17 protein-coding genes and 1 rRNA gene are annotated in these 20,122 nt (G+C 70.4%); all 18 read left to right on the forward strand.

The genetic code is table 11. From position 1 onward, the window contains the following. Positions 1 to 77 precede the first annotated feature (77 nt). Positions 78 to 194: ribosomal RNA gene (rrf, locus tag J421_RS16115) — 5S ribosomal RNA — on the forward strand. A 65-nt stretch (positions 195 to 259) separates the two neighbouring features. Further along, complete coding sequence (gene era, locus J421_RS16120; protein ID WP_025412209.1) at positions 260 to 1,141, forward strand: GTPase Era; 882 nt, start codon at positions 260 to 262, stop codon at positions 1,139 to 1,141. Further along, positions 1,138 to 1,305 (forward strand): Trm112 family protein, encoded by a 168-nt coding sequence (locus tag J421_RS16125; protein WP_104022703.1) that lies wholly within the window; start codon positions 1,138 to 1,140, stop codon positions 1,303 to 1,305. Before era ends, J421_RS16125 begins: the two co-directional genes overlap by 4 nt. Further along, a complete protein-coding gene (locus tag J421_RS16130) occupies positions 1,286 to 2,305 on the forward strand; it encodes a PorV/PorQ family protein (protein WP_148306357.1) in 1,020 nt (339 codons plus the stop codon). Before J421_RS16125 ends, J421_RS16130 begins: the two co-directional genes overlap by 20 nt. A gap of 4 nt (positions 2,306 to 2,309) precedes the next feature. After that, positions 2,310 to 3,224: a hypothetical protein gene (locus J421_RS16135; RefSeq protein WP_025412211.1), complete on the forward strand. Its 915-nt coding sequence runs from the start codon at positions 2,310 to 2,312 to the stop codon at positions 3,222 to 3,224. Between the two features lie 153 nt (positions 3,225 to 3,377). After that, on the forward strand, positions 3,378 to 4,385 hold the full coding sequence (locus tag J421_RS16140; RefSeq protein ID WP_025412212.1) for a GGDEF domain-containing protein: 1,008 nt from the start codon (positions 3,378 to 3,380) through the stop codon (positions 4,383 to 4,385). Continuing rightward, positions 4,382 to 5,194, forward strand: a complete 813-nt coding sequence (locus J421_RS16145) for a zinc-ribbon domain-containing protein (protein WP_025412213.1) — start codon at positions 4,382 to 4,384, stop codon at positions 5,192 to 5,194. The genes J421_RS16140 and J421_RS16145 overlap by 4 nt, the downstream gene beginning before the upstream one ends. 135 nt (positions 5,195 to 5,329) lie before the next feature. Further along, positions 5,330 to 6,455 (forward strand): peptide chain release factor 2 gene (gene prfB / locus J421_RS16150; protein WP_425485770.1). Its coding sequence is split into 2 segments (ribosomal slippage): positions 5,330 to 5,401 and positions 5,403 to 6,455, totalling 1,125 coding nucleotides; the frame shifts between segments, so codons are not numbered across the junction. Next, entirely contained in the window at positions 6,452 to 8,017 is a 1,566-nt protein-coding gene (gene lysS, locus J421_RS16155; protein ID WP_025412215.1) for a lysine--tRNA ligase, read from the forward strand. The genes prfB and lysS overlap by 4 nt, the downstream gene beginning before the upstream one ends. Before the next feature lies 1 nt (position 8,018). Continuing rightward, positions 8,019 to 9,338 carry an ABC transporter permease gene (locus tag J421_RS16160; protein ID WP_025412216.1) on the forward strand — a complete coding sequence of 440 codons (1,320 nt, stop codon included), beginning with the start codon at positions 8,019 to 8,021 and terminating at the stop codon, positions 9,336 to 9,338. Positions 9,339 to 9,374: 36 nt separating this feature from the next. Then, complete coding sequence (locus tag J421_RS16165) at positions 9,375 to 10,073, forward strand: ABC transporter ATP-binding protein (protein WP_025412217.1); 699 nt, start codon at positions 9,375 to 9,377, stop codon at positions 10,071 to 10,073. Positions 10,074 to 10,132: 59 nt separating this feature from the next. Next, a complete protein-coding gene (locus J421_RS16170; RefSeq protein ID WP_025412218.1) occupies positions 10,133 to 10,618 on the forward strand; it encodes a UvrB/UvrC motif-containing protein in 486 nt (161 codons plus the stop codon). Position 10,619: 1 nt separating this feature from the next. Continuing rightward, on the forward strand, positions 10,620 to 11,705 hold the full coding sequence (locus J421_RS16175; RefSeq protein ID WP_025412219.1) for a protein arginine kinase: 1,086 nt from the start codon (positions 10,620 to 10,622) through the stop codon (positions 11,703 to 11,705). A 75-nt stretch (positions 11,706 to 11,780) separates the two neighbouring features. Continuing rightward, positions 11,781 to 14,282 (forward strand): ATP-dependent Clp protease ATP-binding subunit, encoded by a 2,502-nt coding sequence (locus J421_RS16180; protein ID WP_025412220.1) that lies wholly within the window; start codon positions 11,781 to 11,783, stop codon positions 14,280 to 14,282. Between the two features lie 193 nt (positions 14,283 to 14,475). Next, a complete protein-coding gene (bamA, locus tag J421_RS16185) occupies positions 14,476 to 16,995 on the forward strand; it encodes an outer membrane protein assembly factor BamA (RefSeq protein ID WP_025412221.1) in 2,520 nt (839 codons plus the stop codon). A 53-nt stretch (positions 16,996 to 17,048) separates the two neighbouring features. Beyond that, positions 17,049 to 17,702: an OmpH/Skp family outer membrane protein gene (locus tag J421_RS16190; protein WP_025412222.1), complete on the forward strand. Its 654-nt coding sequence runs from the start codon at positions 17,049 to 17,051 to the stop codon at positions 17,700 to 17,702. A 49-nt stretch (positions 17,703 to 17,751) separates the two neighbouring features. Next, entirely contained in the window at positions 17,752 to 18,786 is a 1,035-nt protein-coding gene (gene lpxD, locus J421_RS16195; RefSeq protein ID WP_158508812.1) for a UDP-3-O-(3-hydroxymyristoyl)glucosamine N-acyltransferase, read from the forward strand. Beyond that, positions 18,783 to 20,120 (forward strand): bifunctional UDP-3-O-[3-hydroxymyristoyl] N-acetylglucosamine deacetylase/3-hydroxyacyl-ACP dehydratase, encoded by a 1,338-nt coding sequence (locus J421_RS16200; protein ID WP_158508813.1) that lies wholly within the window; start codon positions 18,783 to 18,785, stop codon positions 20,118 to 20,120. The genes lpxD and J421_RS16200 overlap by 4 nt, the downstream gene beginning before the upstream one ends. Positions 20,121 to 20,122: the final 2 nt, after the last annotated feature.

Raw genomic sequence — 20,122 nt, forward strand, 5'->3', positions numbered from 1 at the left:
GGATCTCGAGACACAACGCGCAATTGCTACTTTGGTTCAGATTCGCGCGCGATCACTACCACTTCACTTGCAGCTTCGCTGGCGACTAGAGCGCAGGGGCCACACCCGTTCCCATCCCGAACACGGCCGTTAAGCCCTGCAGCGCCGATGGTACTCCGCCCGAGAGGGCGCGGGAGAGTAGGCCGTCGCCGGCACCTCATTCCAGAACCCCCGTCGCGACTTCGCGGCGGGGGTTCTGTGTTTGCACTGACCCCATCGCATGACCCGCGCAGGCATCGTCACCGTCGTCGGCAAGCCGAACGCCGGCAAGTCCACACTGCTCAACCGCATCGTCGGCGAGAAGCTCAGCATCACGAGCCCGAAGCCGCAGTCCACGCGCGACCGCATCGTCGGCATCCGCACCGCCGACGACGCGCAGATGGTGCTGCTCGACACCCCGGGCCTGCTCGAGCCGCGCTACGCGCTGCAGGAGGCGATGCGCGGCATCGCGCTCGAGGCGCTGCGCGACGCCGACGTCGTCGCGTACCTGGTCGACGCGACGGACGGAGATCCGCCGCCGCTCATGGACGCGGCACGGCTCGACGCGCCGCCGCGCGCGCCGACGGTGCTCGTGCTGAACAAGATCGACGCGCTCGACACGGCGGCGCTCGACGGCCTTCGCGCGCGGCACCCCGACGCGGCGTTCGTTTCCGCGACGCGCGGTGACGGAGTCGACGAACTCCTGGTAAAGCTGCGCGCGTATCTGCCGGAGAGTCCGTTTCTCTATCCGGAGGACGAGATCAGCACGCAGACGCTGCGCTTCTTCGCGAGTGAGCTCGTGCGCGAGACGGCGCTCGAGCAGCTCGAGGAAGAGGTGCCGTACAGCGTGGCCTGCGAGGTGGAGGAGTTCCGCGAGGACCGCTCGCCCGTTTACATTCGGGCGGTTCTGTACGTCGAGCGGGAGAGTCAGAAGCGCATTCTGATCGGGGCGAAGGGGGCGCGCATTCGAGAGATCGGCCGCGTCGCACGCGGCAAGATCGAAGCGCTGATCGGGGCGCCGGCGTATCTGGACCTCTGGATCAAGGTGTTGTCCAACTGGCGCCGGGACCCGCGCTCGCTCAGGCGGTTCGGCTTTGTCATCCCGAAGGAGTCCGGGCAGTGACGCTCTCGCCGCAGCTACTCGCCATCCTCGTGTGCCCGAAGTGCAAGGGGGAGCTCGAGTACCGCGAGGCCGAATCGAGCCTCGTGTGTCACCGGTGCAGGCTTCGCTACCCGGTGCGCGACGACATCCCGATCATGCTGCTCGATGAGGCGTCGCCGCTCTGAGCGACGCGGGAGGCGCTCCACGCCCCGGCTGGGCGCCCGCACGGGCGCGGCGACGACGCTCCTCGTCGCATCGTTCGGCGTCGCGGTCCCGGCGGCAGCGCAGTCCTCTGAAGCCGGTGCGTCGTTCCTCCTCGTGCCGTTCGACGCGCGCAACGTGGGACTGGGCGGCGCGGGTGTCGCCGACCCGGTCGGGACGAACGCGCTGTTCATCAACCCCGCGGGCTACGCACGCCTAACGCATCGCGACGCGCTGCTCGACTACGCCGTCGACCAGGTGGGCACGCGCGTCACGGCGTCGTACGCGCAGGCGTCGCGCGTGCTCGGCACGTTCGCCGCCGGCGTGTACCGCTACAGCCTCGGCACGCAGGAGCTCACCGACATCAACGGCGTCGTCACCGGCACGCTGTCGATCGCCGATTACGCGTTCGCGGCGAGCTACGCGGTCGGCTTCACGTCGCGCTTCTCCGCCGGCGTCACGGCGAAGGTGGTGCAGTACGCGTTCGACTGCACCGGTGAGTGCGACCCGACGGTGCCGCGGCATCCGTCGACCGGCGCGCTGGACGGCGGCGTGCAGTTCGACGTCGACTCCGCGAAGCGCGTGCACGTCGGCCTCGCGGTGCGCAACCTCGGGCTCCGGCTGCAGACGAAGGATCGCGCGCAGGCCGATCCGCTGCCGACGCAGATCGCCGCCGGCGTGGGATGGGACGTGCCCGGCGTCGAGCGGTACGTTCCCGAGGCGACGCTCCGTGTCATGGCCGACGCGTCGACGCCGCTCGGCGTACGGCTGGAGCGCATGTACCACGTCGGCGTGGAGGCGGTGTACCGCAAGACGGTCTCGGTGCGCGCCGGCTACGCGGAGCGCAGCGGCTACGGCGGCCCCGCGTTAGGCTTCGGTGTCACGTCGTCGCACTTCACGCTCGACGTGGCGCGTCAGCTCACGACGTCGGCGCTGTTCGCGGACAAGCCGCCGACGTACGTGGGTCTCCGCTACACGTTCTGAGACGATGCCGAGCAGGAGCGGGACTGCTGTCGTCGTCGCGCTCGCGTGCGCCGCGCTCGGCGCGACGTGGGGCGCGGCGCCGGCTGCCGCCCAGCGACCGGCGATCGTCGGCGCGCGCGTCGTGCCCGTCGCCCCGGACACGCTTGCGGCTCCCGATGTCGCCGACGCGCCGCGGGTCGGGGGCCCGCCGGGCGGACGGGACGCGGCGGACGAGCTGCGAGCCTTTCCGGCGCCGCGGTGGGCGCCCGTCGCCTCGCTCGTCGTGCCGGGTGCGGGGCAGGCGGCGCTCCGGCAGACGCGCGGCGTCGCCTACGTGGTGGCCGAAGCGTACGCGTGGGTGCAGGCGCTGGAGTACCGACGCGAGGCGAACCGTCACCGCGCCGACTACCGCCGACGCGCGCGGGAGGTCGCGCGCGCGCCGTTCGGCGCCGTGCAGCGCGACACGAGCTGGGCGTACTTCGAGGCGCTGTACGACTGGGTGGCGAGCGGCGCGTACAACCGCACGCCGTCCGGGCCGCTGACGCCGGAGACGGACACGCTGACCTACAACGGCCGGCAGTGGTACGAGGCGCGGGCGCTGTTCTACGACCCGTTCACCGTGCTGCCCCCCTCCGACCCGCGCTACCAGCGCGCGCTCGCCGCGTACGCGACGCGGGCCGTGAAGGACGACTTCCTGTGGTCGTGGCGCGACCGCCAGCTCGATTGGGACATCTACAAGGGCGACGTCACGCGCGAGAACCAGCTCTCCCGCGACTGGACGATGACGCTCATCGTGATCGGCGCGAACCACCTCGTGAGCGCGATCGACGCCCTGGCGAGCGTCCGGTTGCGCGAGTCGCGCGGTCCACTCGGCGAGCGCCGGATCGAGGCGACGGTGCCGTGGCCGCCGTTCGGCCGGCGCCCGGCGCGCCGACCGTAGCGTCTCGGAGGCCGGCGGGCGTGCCGGGCGTTTCGCCCCCGCCGGGTGGGTCGTCCTCACTCCGGTAGCCCGAGCCCACACCCCTCCCCGTACGGTCCGAACGCGCGTGATGCCCGCCGAGAGCCCCTGTCCACCCCGAGCCCGGAGGGCCCCATGACCGCCGCGCAGGGGACGCGCGGCGTGCGTACGACGGCCGTGGTGCTCGGCGCGGAGGACCGCGCGCTGCCGGGCGTCGTGCGGACGTGGCTCGCCGGCGTCGTCGGCAACGTGGCGCGCGTGGACTCGGCAGACGACCTCATGGCGCGGGCGCTGCGCGCCCGACCCACCGTCGTCGTGCTCGACGGCCGCGAAGGCCGCTTGGATGACGCGATGTCGGCCGCGCAGCGCGTGAAGCGCGACTCGTTCACCGGCATCGTCCCGACGCTGATGCTCGTGGACGCCGCCGCTCAGGTGCCCGGCGTGCTCGACGCGGGCGCCGACGAGGCGCTCCCGACGGCGCTTCCCGACGACGAAGCGCGCGCCCGGCTCGCCGCGCTGCTGCGTCGATCGGCGCGCGACACCGGCGTCCACCCGACGACCCGCCTCCCGGGTGCGTGGGAGATCGAGGCGGAGATCGAGCTGCGCATCGCGAGCCGGGAGCCGTTCGCGACCTGCTACGCGGACCTCGATCACTTCAAGGAGTACAACGACCGCTACGGGTACAACGAGGGCGACCGCGTCATCCGGATGCTCGCGCTGCTGCTGCACGACACCGTGAAGGGGATCTGTGGCGAACGCGGGTTCGTGGGGCACATCGGCGGCGACGACTTCCTGTTCATCGTGCCGCTGTCGGCGATGGCGGAAGTGTGCGGGACGATCGTGGAGACGTTCGAGACGCTCGTGCCCTACCAGTACCGCGAGACCGATCGGCGCGCGGGGTACTACTTCGGGAAGGACCGTCGTGGTAAGCTGCACCGCGTGCCGCTCATGAGTGTCTCGATCGGGGTCGTGACGACGGAGCGGCGCACCTTCACGCGCGCCGAACAGGTCAGCGCGCTCGCCTCGGAGATGAAGAGCTACGCGAAGGCGCAACCCGGCTCGGTGTTCTCGGTCGATCGACGACAGGACGTCGCGATCGGCGCGGCGCCGTCCACCCCGCAGTCGTCGGAGGAGTCGCCGTGAACGTCACGTGTCCGGACTGCCAGAGCGTCTTCAGGGTCGATCCGACGAAGGTGCCCGTCGGGGGCGTGCGCGCGCGGTGCTCGGTCTGCGGCGGGGTGATCGCGGTCGGCGTGACGCGTGCGACGCCGCCGCGGCCGGCAGCAGCCATCGCCGAGCAGACCGCGCCGCGCGTCCCGCAGACGGCAGTCTCCGAGCCGCACGCCGCGGACGCCCAGCAGGCGCCAGTTCAGCCGCCGAGCGCAGCGCCGGCTCCCGCCGAGGCCCCGCGCCGGGCCCCGACGCCGGCGGCACCGACGCCCGCGGTCCCGACGCCGGCCGCCCCGCGGCCGGCCGTCGAGCCACCGGCTGCACCGCGCGACACGCTCTGGCGGTCGCCGGATGCCGTCCCGGCCGCGCGCTTCGGCGCCGGCGCGCCGTCGGCCACCCCAGTGGCGCCGCGCGAGCACGATCAACCGCGGGTGCAGCGCACCCCGACGCCGACCGCGAGCATTCCCGCCACGCCGTCGCCTTCGCCGGCAGCCTCGGCCGGCCCGGCGATCCGCCGCCCGGTCAACCCGTACCTGTCCACGGACCCCGGGCAGAAGGCCCGGCGGCTCGCGCGCGCGCTCGTCTCCGACCTGGTCGCGTACCACCCGCAGCGCCGGGAAGAGGGGCTCCGCACCGGCGCGCTGAAGCAGCTCTTCCGCGAGGAGATCAAGAAGAGCTACGAGGAGTACGTGGAGCAGGTGGGCACCGAGCTCGCGGAGTCGACGCCGTACTTCCGCGACGCGCTCAACGACGTCCTCGCCGGGGGCCGGAAGGTCTTCTAGCCGGGCGCGGCGCCTTCCACGGCGCGCTATACTTCACGAGACCCGCGCAGCGACACGTCCGGGCCGCTCCCCTCGGGATGCGGCCCGGTTCGTTCTGCGCCACGGCAAGGATCGCGATCGAACGAGGAGACGAGGATGATCGACAACGAGCGTGGTCGGCAGCTCGAGCAGCAGTCGGAGCGGGTCTCCGAACTGCGGAGGTATCTTTGACGTCGACAGCCGACGTGAACGCCTGGAACGGCTCGACGCGCAGATGAGTGAGCCCGGCTTCTGGGACAACCAGGAGCGGGCGCAGGACGTCGTGAAGCAGGTGCGCGACCTGCGCGGCTGGCTGGAGCCCTACGACGCGCTCGCGAAGCGCGTGGAGGGCGCGGTGGAGCTGCGCGACCTGCTGGCGATGGAGCCCGACGCCGACATGGCGGCGGAGCTCGGTCGCGAGATCGACGGGATCGACGAGGAGCTCGCCGCGTTCGAGCTGCGCTCGCTGATGCAGGGCGCCGACGACTTCCGCGACGCGCAGCTGGAGATCAGCGCCGGCGCCGGCGGCACCGAGGCCCAGGACTGGGCGCAGATGCTCATGCGCATGTACACGCGGTGGGCCGAGCGGAAGGGCTTCGAGGTCGAGGTGCTCGACCTCTCCGAAGGCGAGGAGGCGGGGATCAAGGGCGCCGTGCTCGAGATCCGCGGCCAGTACGCGTTCGGGTTCCTGCGTGCCGAGACGGGCGTGCATCGGCTCGTCCGCATCTCGCCGTTCGACGCGAACGCGCGGCGCCACACGAGCTTCGCGTCGGTGTTCGTCTATCCCGTCGTGAACGAGGAGATCAACATCGAGATCCGCGACGAGGACATCAAGATGGACGTGTTCCGCGCGTCCGGCGCGGGCGGTCAGCACGTCAACAAGACCAGCTCCGCGGTGCGCCTAACGCACATCCCGAGCGGCGTCGTCGTCGCGTCGCAGCAGGAGCGGTCGCAGTTCAAGAACAAGGCGACCGCGATGAAGATGCTCAAGAACAAGCTGTACAACATCGAGCTGGAGAAGCAGCTCGCGGCGAAGGCGGCGCTCGACTCCACGAAGAGCGACGTGAGCTTCGGCAACCAGGCGCGCAGCTACGTCTTCCAGCCGTACACGATGGTGAACGACCACCGCACGGAGCTGAAGATCCCGGACGTGCAGAAGGTGATGGACGGCGGCATCGACCCGTTCATCGAGGCCTACCTGAAGGAGTTCGGCGCCGGCGCCGGCGCCGCGAGGTCGTCGTGAGCGTGGACGAATCGGTGGAGCGGCCGAACGGACCCGAGGAAGGGGGCGAGGAGCTGAGCCAGCTCCTCCGCGCCCGGCGCGAGAAGCTCGCCGCGCTGCAGGAGCGCGGGATCGAGCCGTTCGCGTACTCGTTCGAGCGGACGCACACGTCGGCGGACGCCATCACCGCATTCGAGGCGCTGGAGCGCGGCGGCGCGGCGGACGGCGCGGCGGTCGAGGGGCCCACGGCCCGACTGGCCGGCCGCCTAACGGCGTGGCGCTCGCAGGGCAAGACGGCGTTCGCGCACCTCGGCGACGCCGACGGACGCGTGCAGCTCTACTTCCGCCGCGACGTGCTCGGGGACGACGCGTTCGCCATGCTGCAGCAGCTCGTGGACATCGGCGACGTCGTCGGCGTCGAGGGCCCGATGTTCCGCACGCGCGCCGGCGAGGCGACGCTGCGCGCCGAGCGCGTGCAGCTGCTCGCGAAGTCGCTGCGCCCGCTGCCGTTCGCGAAGGAGCAGATCGTCGACGGACAGGTCGTGCGCTACTCGGGCTTCAAGGACCCCGAGCAGCGCTATCGCCAGCGCTACGCGGACCTCGCGGTGCACCCCGAGGTCCGCCGCACGTTCGTGGCGCGCGCGCGGATGATCGCCGCGATCCGCCAGTACCTCGACGGGCTGGGCTACCTCGAGGTGGAGACGCCGGTGCTGCAGCCGCTGTACGGCGGCGCGGCAGCGCGGCCGTTCACGACGCACCACAACGCGCTCGACATGCCGCTGTTCCTGCGCATCGCCGACGAGCTGTATCTCAAGCGGCTGATCGTGGGCGGCTTCGACCGCGTGTACGAGATCGGGCACGACTTCCGGAACGAGGGGATCGACCGCACGCACAACCCCGAGTTCACGATGCTCGAGTTCTACGAGGCATACGCGGACTACGGCGTGATGATGGACCGCGTGGAGCGGCTCATCGCCGCGGCGGCGGCCGCCGTGCGCGCGGTGCCGGGTTTCGCGGAGCGCGTGCCGGAGCTGGTGCCCCCATTCCCGCGCATCCAGTGGGTGGCGGCGCTCAACGAGGCGTTCAAGGGCGACGTGATGGCGCTCGACGACGAGGCGCTCCGGAACGCGGCGAAGCGCATCGGGGTTGAAAGGGTGGAGACGCTGAGCCGCCCGAAGGTGCTCGACGAGATGTTCCAGGCGCTCGTCGAGCGTCACATCGATCGACCGACGTTCGTGCTCGACTATCCGGTGGAGCTCTCGCCGCTCGCGAAGCCGAAGCGCGGCAACCCCGCGCTGACGGAGCGGTTCGAGCTGTTCGCCGGCGGGCGCGAGCTGGCCAACGCCTTCAGTGAGCTGAACGACCCGATCGACCAGCGCCGGCGCTTCGAGGCGCAAGCGCGGCTCAAGGCGGCGGGTGACGAGGAGGCGGTGGGGGTGGACGAGGATTACCTGCGCGCCATGGAGTACGGCATGCCGCCGACCGGCGGCGTCGGCATCGGCGTCGACCGGTTGTTCATGTACCTCACGGACACGGCGCACATCCGCGACGCGATCCTGTTCCCGCTCATGCGGCCGGAGTGACGTGACGACGACGACCGCGCCCGTCCCGGTGAAGACTCCGCGCCCGCCGCGGCCCAGCCGCGTGCGCCTAACGCGGCTGGAGCTCGCGATCGCGTGGCGCTACCTGCGCAGCCGGCGCGGGTCGCGGCTGCTGTCGCTCATCAGCATCATCGCGATCGGGGGCGTGGTGGTCGGCGTGAGCGCGCTCATTCTCATCATGGGCGTGATGAACGGGCTGCAGCGGGATCTGCGCGACAAGATCCTCGTCGGCAGCCCGGACATCCGGGTGATGACGTACGGCGACAACCTGATGATGGACAACTGGCGCCCGACGCTCGACCGCGTGCGCCGGTTCTCGGGCATCACCGCCGCCGCGCCGGTCGTCCTCACGCAGGGGCTCGTGCGCAAGGAAGGCGCGCTGTTCACGACGGGCGCGCAGGTCGTCGGCATCGACCCGGCGGGGCCGGGCGTGCCGGACGTGACGGAGATCCGCCGCCACGCGATCCTCGGCGACTTCCGGTTCTCCAGCTCCGACAAGCAGCACCGCGGCGTCGTGCTCGGGAAGAAGCTCTCCGAGCAGCTGAACGCGTGGCCGGGCGAGCGCATCGTCGTCGTGACGTCGGCGGGCGGCGCGCTGAACCCGGTGACGGGGATGCCGACGCCGGTGTTCGAGCAGTTCGAAGTGACGGGCATCTTCGAGACCGGCATGTACGAGTACGACAACACGTACATGTACGTCGCGCTCGACAAGGCGCAGCGGCTCGCGGGGCTGGGCCAGAGCGTGACGGCGATCGAGGCGCGCACGACGGACCGGTGGCAGGCGACGCACACGGCGACGGCGCTGCAGGACTCGCTCGGCTTCCCCTATCTCGTGCGCGACTGGCAGGAGCAGAACGCATCGCTTTTCAGCGCGCTCAAGCTCGAGAAGCTGGGGATGAGCTTCATCCTGCTGCTCATCGTCATCGTGGCGGCGTTCAACATCGTGAGCACGCTGACGATGGTGGTGACGGACAAGACGCGCGAGATCGGCATCCTGAAGGCGATGGGACTGCCGGCGCGCTCGGTGCGTCGCATCTTCTTCCTGCAGGGGCTCGTGATCGGCGTCGCGGGCACCGGCGCCGGCGTGCTGCTCGGCCTCGGGGCGTCGGTCGCGCTCGGGACGTACAAGTTCATCAAGCTCGACCCGGCGGTGTACTTCATCGACCATCTGCCGGTCGCGACGCAGGCGTCCGACGTGCTGCTCACCGTGGCGGCGAGCGTCCTCATCGCCGCCGTGGCGACGTTATACCCGGCGACGCAGGCGGCGCGGCTGTACCCGATCGAGGCGATCCGCCATGAATGAGCGACGTCGCGCGCGACGCTCCGACGGGGGCGAGCGATGACGGTGCTCGAGGCGGTCGACGTCGTGAAGCAGTTCCGCGGCGGCGACGGCGCGACGCTGCGCGTGCTCGACGGCGTGAACCTCGCCGTCGCGCGCGGCGAGATGGTGGCGATCGTCGGCGCGAGCGGCGCGGGCAAGAGCACGCTGCTGCACGTGCTCGGCGCGCTCGAGCGGCCGACGTCGGGGGACGTGCGCCTCGCCGGCGAGTCGATCGCGGGGCTCGGCGACGAGACGCTGGCGACGGTACGCAATCGCACCGTCGGCTTCGTGTTCCAGTTTCACCACCTGTTGCGCGAGTTCAGCGCGCTGGAGAACGTAGCGATACCGCTCCGCATCGGCGGCCTGGATCGCAAGGGCGCGGAGCGGCGCGCGAAGGAGTTGCTGGAGCGGCTCGGCCTCGGACCGCGGATGCTGCATCGACCCGCGGAGCTGTCGGGGGGCGAGCAGCAGCGCGCGGCCGTGGCGCGCGCGCTCGCCGCGGACCCGGCGGTCTTGCTGGCGGACGAGCCGTCGGGCAATCTGGATCACGCGAACGCGGAACGCCTGCACGACCTGTTCGGCGAGCTCGCACGCGACATGGAGCTCGGGCTGGTGGTGGTCACGCACAATCGGTCGCTCGCGCAACGGGCGGAGCGCACGCTGCTACTGGAGGACGGCCGGCTCGTGGAGACGGACGTGAACGAGGCGGTCACCTGAGCGGGGGCCGTGGGACCGCGGGGGCGCATGCGCTGCCGACGCGGAAGGAGGGTGGCTGAATGCTCTGCGAGAACTGCAAGGAGAACGACGCCGTCGTGAATCTCACGACGATCAAGGACAACGTCGTGACGCAGCAGCACCTGTGCGAGAAGTGCGCGGCGGAGAAGGGCGTGGAGACGAGCATCGCGCCCAAGAATCCGCTCGGCGACTTCCTGCAGGCGGTGCAGCACAAGGCGCTGCTCGGCGGCGACGACGCGCCGGCGTGTCACTTCTGCGGCGCCACGACGCGCGACTTCCGCGCGACGGGGCGGCTGGGGTGCGCGCGCTGCTACACGGCGTTCGAGCGCCAGCTGCGTGAGCTGCTGCGTCGACTTCATGGGAACTCGCGGCACGCCGGACGACGCTACGAGCCGCCGGCCGTGGAGCTCATCGAGCGCGCGGGAACGGTGGCGCAGCTGCGCGAGCGGCTGCGCCGAGCGATCGACAACGAGCAGTTCGAGCTCGCGGCGGAGCTCCGCGACCGACTGCGTGCGGTGGAGTCCTGAGATGACGCTCGATCTCTCGCTGCTGCCCGACGGCGGCGTCGCCTGGCTGGACGCGTCGGGGGAGCACGCGGACGTTGTGCTCTCGACGCGCATCCGGCTCGCGCGGAACGTCGAGGGCTACGCGTTCACGCCGCGGGCGCGCGACGGCGAACGGCTGCGCGTTCTCGCCCAGATCCGTGACGCGGCGCCCCATGTCGCGAGTCTACAGGGAAACGTCCTGCTGCGCGTCGACGAGCTGGGCACGGCGGAGCGGCAGCTGCTGCACGAGCGACATCTCGTGAGCAAGGAGCTCGCGGGGCTCGAGGGCGGTCAGGGCGTGCGCACGGGCGCCGCGCTGATGCTCGGCAACGGCGTGAGCGTGATGGTGAACGAGGAGGATCACCTGCGGCTGCAGGCGCTGCGCTCGGGGCTCGCGGTGACGGACGCATACCGCGCGGTCGAGCGGCTCGACCTGGAGCTGGGTGGGCGGGTGCCGTACGCGTTCCACTCGGAGTTCGGCTTTCTCACCGCGTGCCCGACGAACACCGGGACCGGGATGCGCGCGAGCGTGCTGATTCACCTGCCGGGGCTCGTGCTCACGAAGGAGATCTCGAAGGTGCTCGCGGGCCTCCAACAGATGGGACTCACGTATCGCGGGCTGTATGGCGAGGGCTCGGAAGTCGTGGGGAACTTCTTCCAGATCTCGAACCAGACGACGCTCGGTCGCTCGGAGGAAGAGCTGCTCGACGGGCTCGCGCGCGTGGTACAGAAGGTGATAGAGCGAGAGGAGGAGGCCCGTCGGGTGTTGCTCCGCGACGCGGGGTATATTATCGAGGACAAGCTTTGGCGCGCTTTCGGGACGCTCCGCTACGCGAGGAGTCTAAGCCTCGACGAGGCAATGAATTACCTCAGTGGCGTGCGGCTCGCGGTGGGGCTGAAACTGATCCGTGGGCTCAGTGTATACACCCTCAACAAGCTCCTGATATTCTGCCAGTCGGCGCATCTGGCATACGCGGAAGGGCGACCGCTCTCCGAGGCAGAGGCGTCTCAGTCTCGCGCACGCTACGTGCGGGAGGCGCTGGCGAACGAGGCGGGCGCGCAGGAGTGACCGCACATCGCGACACTTCGGCGTGGAGACTCGGGGCAGACGCTCCGTGCCCTCCCACCCGGACCTGAGGGAACCATGAACGGCTACAACTTCACCGAGCGAGTGCGGAAGGTCCTCGCGATGGCGCGCGAGGAGGCCGCGAGGCTCCACCACGAGTACGTGGGAACGGAGCACATCCTGCTCGGCCTCATCCGCGAGGGCGAGGGCGTCGCGGCTGCGGTGCTACAGAACCTGAGCGTCGACCTCGACGAGATTCAGCAGAAGATCGAGGAGACGGTCAAGAAGGGGAAGGCGGCGCAAGCCACCGGCCCCGATCTCCCCTATACCTCGCGCGCGAAGAAGGTCCTCGAGCTGGCGATGGCCGAGGCGCGCGAGCTCAATCACAGCTACGTCGGCACCGAGCATCTCCTCCTCGGCCTTCTCCGCGAGGAGAAGGGGATCGCGGCGCAGGTGCTCACCGATACGGGCGTCAACCTCGAAGCGGCGCGCGCGGAGACGCTGCGTCTTCTCGGCAACGAGATGCCGCAGGCGCAGGGCGGCGGCACCGCCGACAAGGGCGGCAGCTCGCAGCCGCAGACGCCCCCGAAGGGCGAGAAGAAGTCGAAGACCCCGGCGCTCGACCACTTCTGTCGCGATCTCACGGCGCTCGCCGCCGAGGGACAGCTCGATCCGACGATCGGGCGCGCGAAGGAGATCGAGCGGGTGATGGAGGTCCTCACGCGCCGCAAGAAGAACAACCCGGTGCTCATCGGCGAGCCGGGCGTCGGCAAGACGGCGATCGTCGAGGGGCTCGCGCAGCTCATCGCGAACGGCGAGTGCCCGGATTCGCTGCGCGACCACCGCGTGCTGTCGCTCGACATGGCGGCGGTGATCGCGGGCACGAAGTACCGCGGCCAGTTCGAGGAGCGGCTCAAGGCGGTGATGAACGAGATCGCGCAGAACAAGCAGATCATCCTGTTCATCGACGAGCTGCACACGCTCGTGGGCGCCGGCGCGGCCGAGGGCGCGATCGACGCGAGCAACATGCTGAAGCCCGCGCTCGCGCGCGGTGAGCTGCAGTGCGTCGGTGCGTCGACGCTGAACGAGTACCGCAAGTACATCGAGAAGGACGGCGCGCTCGAGCGCCGCTTCCAGACGGTGATCGTCGATCCGCCGACGGTGGAGGAGACGGTCGAGATCCTGAAGGGGCTGCGCAAGAAGTACGAGGACCACCACCGCGTCACGATCCCCGACACGACGCTGTGGACGGCGGCGAAGCTCTCGGAGCGCTACATCACCGACCGCTTCCTGCCGGACAAGGCGATCGACGTGATCGACGAGGCGGGTGCGCGGTCGCGGCTCGCGTCGCAGGCGCCGCCGCCGGAGGTCTCGTCGCTGAAGGAAGCGCTCGATCAGGTGAACGCCGAGAAGGAGGCCGCGGTCCGCGACCAGAACTTCGAGAAGGCGGCGAGCCTGCGCGACAAGGAGCGCGACCTCCAGGGGCAGATCCGCCAGAAGCAGGAGGAGTGGGAGCAGCGGCGCCAGTCCCACCGCCCGGTGTTAGGCGAGGACGAGATCGCGTTCATCGTCTCGCGCTGGACGGGTGTGCCGGTGACGCGCCTGCAGGAGGCGGAGACGGCGCGGCTGCTGAACATGGAGGAGGAGCTGCACAAGAGCGTCGTCGGTCAGGACGAGGCGATCAAGGCGCTCTCGCGCTCCATCCGCCGCAGCCGGGCGGGGCTCAAGGATCCGAAGCGGCCGATCGGCACGTTCATCTTCTCGGGGCCCACGGGCGTCGGCAAGACGGAGCTGGCCCGCGCGCTGGCGAAGTTCCTGTTCGCCGACGAGACGGCGCTCATCCGCGTCGACATGTCGGAGTACATGGAGAAGTTCTCGGTGTCGCGGCTCATCGGCGCGCCGCCGGGCTACGTCGGCTACGAGGACTCGGGCACGCTGACGAAGGCCGTCCGCCGGAAGCCGTACTCGGTCGTGCTGCTCGACGAGATCGAGAAGGCGCACCCGGACGTGTTCAACATCCTGCTGCAGGTCCTCGACGAGGGGCACCTGACGGACAACTACGGGCGCGTGATCGACTTCAAGAACACGGTCGTCATCATGACGTCGAACGTGGGCGCGAAGGACATCACGAAGAACCGGGCGCTCGGCTTCACCTCGCAGTCCAGCGAGTCGAACTTCGAGCGGATGCAGGAGAAGGTGAAGGAGGAGATGGGCCGGGTCTTCAACCCCGAGTTCCTGAACCGCCTGGACGACGTCATCGTCTTCCACCCGCTGTCGAAGGAGCAGATCGGCGCCATCGTCAACATCCTGCTGAAGGACGTGCAGAAGCGGCTCGGCGAGGAGGACCTCACGCTGAAGCTGACCGAGGCGGCGTCCGACTTCCTGGTGAGCAAGGGGTACGACGAGGCGTTCGGCGCGCGGCCGCTGAAGCGGTCGATCCAGCGCTACATCGAGGACCCGCTGTCGGAGAAGATCCTCCTCGGCGAGTTCGCGAAGGGCGACGAGATCGAGGTCGACCTGGCGCCGGAGAAGGACAAGCTGGAGTTCCGGGCGGCGGCGCCGACGACCAAGGCGTCCTGACCGCGGACCGGCTACATTGAGCGAGCGCGCCGGGCGGGCAACCGTCCGGCGCGCTTCGTTTGTCCTACCGCTGTCGTACCGCTGTCCCACCGCCGATCCCCGTGACCCGGCCGCCGGCCGGGAGGGTCCGCAGAGCGCGAAAGTCGTTCGCGCCAGTGGACCTACGCCGTTCGGGGCCGTGTATATTCCGACCATGCGATTCGCCTCTCTCCGGCGGTCGGCCGTCGTCGCGGCCACCGCCGTGCTGTCGATGACGTCCGCCCGTCTCGCGCCGGCCCAGAATCCGGTGCCTCCCCCCAGTCAGCCCGCCGCACCGGCGGCGCAGCCGCCCGCCGATCAGCCGGGCGTCTGCGCGCGTCCCGACTCGATCGTCGTGCGCGGGCTGAAGCGCGTCACCGAGGCGAGCGCGCTGGGCGACCTGGGGCTCGCGCCGTCCACCGAGCTGAACGCCGTGCAGCTCCAGGGGGCGATCCGGCGGCTGTACGGATCGGGCCAGTTCGAGGACGTGCGGGTGGCCTGCGAGCCGGCGCCGTCGGGACAGCGGGCGACGCTCGCGTTCTACGTGAAGGAGCGGCCGGTGCTCGACGCCGTCTCGGTGAGCGGCGTGAAGGTCATCTCCGAGGGCGGCGTCCGCGACAAGATCGACGTCCTCATCGGCTCGCCGCTCGACCCGGCGAAGGTGGCGCGGGCCGTGGAGCGGATCGACAGCTCGTACCAGGCGAAGGGCTTCTACCTGGCGCGCATCAAGCCGGAGAGCACGCTCACGACCGACGGCCACATCCGCCTCAACTTCCACATCGACGAGGGGCGGCGGCTCGCGATCTCGGGCGTCCGCATCAACGGCAACACGCGGCTCTCCGACAAGGAGGTCGTCACCGCCATGAAGACGAAGCCCGAGGGCTTCTGGTGGTGGCGCAAGGGCAGCTTCGACGACGAGAAGTACGCGGGCGATCTGAGCGAGCGCATTCCGACGCTGTACGCGCAGCACGGGTTCATCGACTTCACCGTCGTGAAGGACACGCTCGTCATCGACCGCGAGCGCGGGAAGGCGTTCATCGATCTCACGGTGAGCGAGGGGCCGCAGTACAAGGTCGGGACGTTCGAGGTGGTGGACAACCACCGCTTCCCGACGGAGGACCTGCAGCGCTACTACCCGTTCAACGGTGAAGGCCCGACGCTGACGCAGCGCGCCATGGGGCTGCTGAAGGGCGGTGCGAAGAACGAGAAGGGCGTGTTCGACCGCTCGCAGTGGGAGTCGGCGACGGAGAAGGTGCAGACCGCCTACCGGAACGAGGGCTACATCTACGCCCAGATCCAGCCGGTGGTGCAGCGCACCGTCGGGCCGGACTCGCAGCCGGTCGTGAACCTCCGCTGGCAGATCGACGAGCGCCAGCCGGCGATCGTGAACCGCGTGGACATCGCGGGGAACGACTACACGTCGGACGAGTGCATCCGTCGGCAGCTCGTGATCCTGCCGGGCGCGGTGTTCAACCAGGACCGCCTGCTCCGCTCGTGGCAGAGCATCGGAAACCTCGGCTTCTTCGAGACGCCGCTGCCGTTCCCGGATACGCACACGGTGAACGACAACGGCGACATCGACGTCACGTTCCGCGTGAAGGAGAAGCGCACGGGGTCGATCAACTTCGGCGCGTCGATGGGCGGCGCCGGCGTCGGCGTGGGCGGCTTCATCGGGCTCGATCAGCCGAACCTGTTCGGTCTGTGCAAGCGCGGGTCGCTGAACTGGAACTTCGGCCGCTTCATCAACGACTTCAACCTGACGTACTCGGACCCGGCGATCCTGAAGTCGCGCGTGTCGGGGTCGATCACGGCGTACCGCAGCGAGAGCCGGTACAACATCCAGGGCTTCGGCCAGAACACGCGCACGGGCGCGAGCACGCGCGTCGGCCTGCCGGTGCCGGGGTCGTACTTCTCGACGTTAGGCATCACGTACGGCGCCGAGGCGACGAGCTTCCGCGACGTGCAGAGCGGCGCGTTCGTGGGGCAGTGTACGGCGAACTGCTTCCGGTCGGATCTGGGGCTCGACTTCACACACGACACGCGCATCGACCTGCCGTTCCCGAGCGCGGGTGGCATGCAGTCGCTCACCGCGGACTTCGTGGGCGGCCCGCTCGGCGGCACGGTGTCGTACCAGCGGTACACGGCCGACTTCCGGGCGTACACGCCGCTGTTCGAGTTCGGGGGCGGGGTGCCGGGCGCGCAATCGAAGAAGGTGCTCCTCGGCCTCAGCATGAAGGCCGGCGCGGTGTTCGGCGACCCGGGACCGTTCTTCCAGTACCAGTCGTTCGCGTTGGGCGGCGTGCAGTTCGGCCAGCCGCTGCGCGGCTATCCGGAGTTCTCGATCACGCCGCGCGGGTTCGATCCGCGGGCCGACAACTTCAACGCGTTCTCGGGCCGCGCGGCGTTCGGCAACGCGTACTTCACGATGACCGCGGAGCTCGGGCTGCGGCTCAACTCGCAGCTCTACGTCGACGCGTTCTACGACGCCGGCAACAACTACGACCGCCCGCGGGACTTCAACCCGACGCGCCTGTTCCGCGGCGCGGGCATCGGCGGCAGCATCGTGACGCCGCTCGGCCCGCTCGGTCTCGACTGGGCGTACGGGTTCGACCGGCTGTCGCTCGACCCGATCACGGGCAAGCTCCGCCCGGATCCGAAGTGGCAGCTCCACTTCAAACTCGGTCAGCTCTTCTGACGGGATCGGCTGACCGTCCCACCTCTCTCCGTCCACGTAGGAGTCATTCCCTGATGCGTTACCAGATCCGTGCGGCGTTCGCCGCCGTCGCCCTCGCCGGGCTCGTGGCGATCCCTGCCGCCGCCCGTGCGCAGCAGGCGCCGAAGCTGGCGTACGTCGACGTGCAGACCTTGATGGAGCAGGCCCCCGGCCGCGCCGATGCGCAGAAGCAGTTCGAGTCCGAGGCCGCGGCGATCCGCGCCGAGGAGCAGCGCATGAGCGACTCGCTCGACGCCGCGGTGCAGTCGTACCAGAAGTCGCAGGCCACGATGACGGCCGCGGCGAAGCAGGCGAAGGAGAAGCAGCTGCAGGACATGCAGCAGGGCTTCCAGCAGCGCGCGCAGGCGCTCGAGGCGCGCGGCCAGCAGCGCCAGCAGGAGCTGTCGCAGGTGTTCGAGTCGCTCGTGCGCGACGCGATCAACGACGTGCGCACGGGCGAGGGCTACGCGATGATCTTCGCCGGCGGCCCGAGCTCGGCGATGCTGTCGGCGGACAAGAGCCTCGACATCACGGACAAGGTGCTCACGCGCATGCGCACGATCGCCGCGACGCGTCCGGCGCCGACGAGCGCGCCGGCGACCCGCCCGGGGACCACTGCCGCGCCCGCGGCGTCGACCGGCGCTCCGGTGGCGGCGCCGGCGGGCGCGTCGCGCCCGAAGGTTCCCTGAGATCGTGTCGCTCGGCACGAGTGAGCAGCGGTCCGGCGGCGGTGGGGGCGTGTCCCTCACCGCCGCTGACGTTGCGCGACTCGTCGGTGGCCGCCTAACGGACGGCGGCGACGGCGCGCGCGCCATCCGCCGCGTCGCGCCGCTGCACCGCGCCGGCCCGGACGAGCTGACGTTCCTCGCGTCGGCGAAGTACGCGGACGCGTTCCGCGAGACGCGCGCAGGCGTCGTGCTGGTCGCTCCGGCGCTCGCGGACACGGCCGGCGCGCCCGACGCCGTCCGCATCGTGGTCGACAAGCCGCACGAGGCGCTGCTCGCCGTGCTGCCGGTGCTGTACGTCCAGGCGCCGCGCGAGACGGGGATCCATCCGACGGCGCGCATCGGACGCGGCGCGCACATCGGCGACGACGTCACGGTCGACGCGTACGCCATCGTCGGCGACGGCGTGGTGCTCGGGGACCGCGCGTGGGTGGAGACGCACTGCGTGGTCGGCGCCGGCGTGGAGGTCGGAGAGGACGCGCACCTCTATCCGGGCGTGACGCTCTACGCCGGCACGTCGTTAGGCCGGCGCGTGGCCGTGCACAGCGGCGCGCGTCTCGGCAGCGACGGCTTCGGCTACGTGTTCGGCGACGGCCAGCACCGCAAGATCCCGCACGTCGGCCGCTGCATCGTGGAGGACGACGTGGAGATCGGCGCGAACACGACGATCGACCGCGGCAGCGTCGACGACACGATCATCGGCGCAGGGACGAAGATCGACAACCTCGTGCACATCGGCCACAACTGCCGGATCGGGAAGCTGTGCCTGATCATGGCGCAGGTGGGGCTCGCCGGATCGACGACCGTGGAGGACGGCGTGATTCTCGCCGGGCAGGTGGGCGTGGCCGGGCATCTGACGATCGGCACGGGGGCGCGGATCGCCGCGCAGGCGGGCGTGGTGGGCGACGTGCCGGCCGGCGCGACGTACGGCGGCTATCCCGCGCGGCCGCACAAGGAATCGCTGCGCGCGCATGCGGCGACGTTCCGACTCGCGGAGCTGATGAAGCGCATCGAGCGGATGCTCGAGCGCAGCGAGGCCGAGCAGTGAGCGCGGTGGGCCAGCGCCGCACGATCGCGCGCGAGGCGACGCTCTCCGGCGTCGGGCTGCACCTCGGCGAGCCGTGCACGCTCGCGTTCCGCCCCGGCGGGGTGGGGCAGGGCATCGTGTTCCGCCGCGTGGATCTGCCCGACCGCCCGGAGATCCCGGCGCGTGTCGGCGTCGCCGTGGAGGCGCAGCGTCGCACGCAGCTCGGGACCGGCGACGACGCGCTGCACACGGTGGAGCACGTGCTCGCCGCCGTCGCCGGCGCGGGCATCGACGACCTCGTGATCGAGATGGACGCGGCCGAGCCGCCGATCCTCGACGGGAGCTCGGTGGAGTTCCTCGCCGCGCTCGACGGCGCGGGCGTGGTGGGGCACGGCGGCGCCGCCGACGTGCTGACGCTGGACGAGCCGGTGCGCGTGATCGACGGCGAGAGCGTGTACGAGGCGTTCCCCGCCGACGAGCTGCGCGTCGAGGTCTCGATCGACTTTCCGCACCCGTTGATCGGCCGCCAGTGCGGCCGCTACGTTGTCACGCCGGAGACGTTCCGCCGCGAGCTCGCGGCCGCACGTACGTTCGGGTTCGTCCGTGAGGTGGAGGCGCTGCGCGCGATGGGGCTCATCAAGGGCGCGTCGCTCGAGAACGCCGTGGTGCTCGACGAGACCGAGGTGATCTCGGACGGGCTGCGGTGGCCGGACGAGTTCGTGCGTCACAAGGCGATGGACTGCGTCGGCGACCTCGCGCTCGCCGGCGCGCGCGTGCAGGCGCGCATCGTCGCACAGAAGCCGAGCCACCGTGGCACGGTGACGCTCGTGCGGGCGCTCGTGCGTCACGGCCGGCTCGCCGGCAGCGGTGCGACGCCGACGCCGCCTCCTTCCTCCTCCCGCCCACCCGCTCAGAGGCACAGCGTGCTCGGCATCGAAGAGATCATGAAGGTGCTCCCGCACCGATACCCGTTCCTCCTCGTCGACCGCATCGTGGAGCTCGAGGAGAAGACGCGCGTCGTGGGGATCAAGAACGTCACGATCAACGAGCCGTTCTTCCAGGGACACTTCCCGGGGCATCCCATCATGCCGGGCGTGCTGATCGTCGAGGCGATGGCACAGACCGGCGGCATGCTGCTGCTCGGCGCGTTCCCCGACCCACAGGACAAGGTCGTGTACTTCACGTCGCTCGACAATGTGAAATTCCGGCGCCCCGTGAAGCCCGGCGACCAGCTCCGCTTCGAGCTCGACATCGTCCAGATTCGCGGTCCCGTGTGCAAGATGCGCGGTGTGGCGAAGGTGGACGGCCAGGTCGTGTGCGAGGCCGACATGGCGGCCATGGTGCGCGACCGATGAGC

Source organism: Gemmatirosa kalamazoonensis (assembly GCF_000522985.1).
Classification (GTDB): Bacteria; Gemmatimonadota; Gemmatimonadetes; order Gemmatimonadales; family Gemmatimonadaceae; genus Gemmatirosa; species Gemmatirosa kalamazoonensis.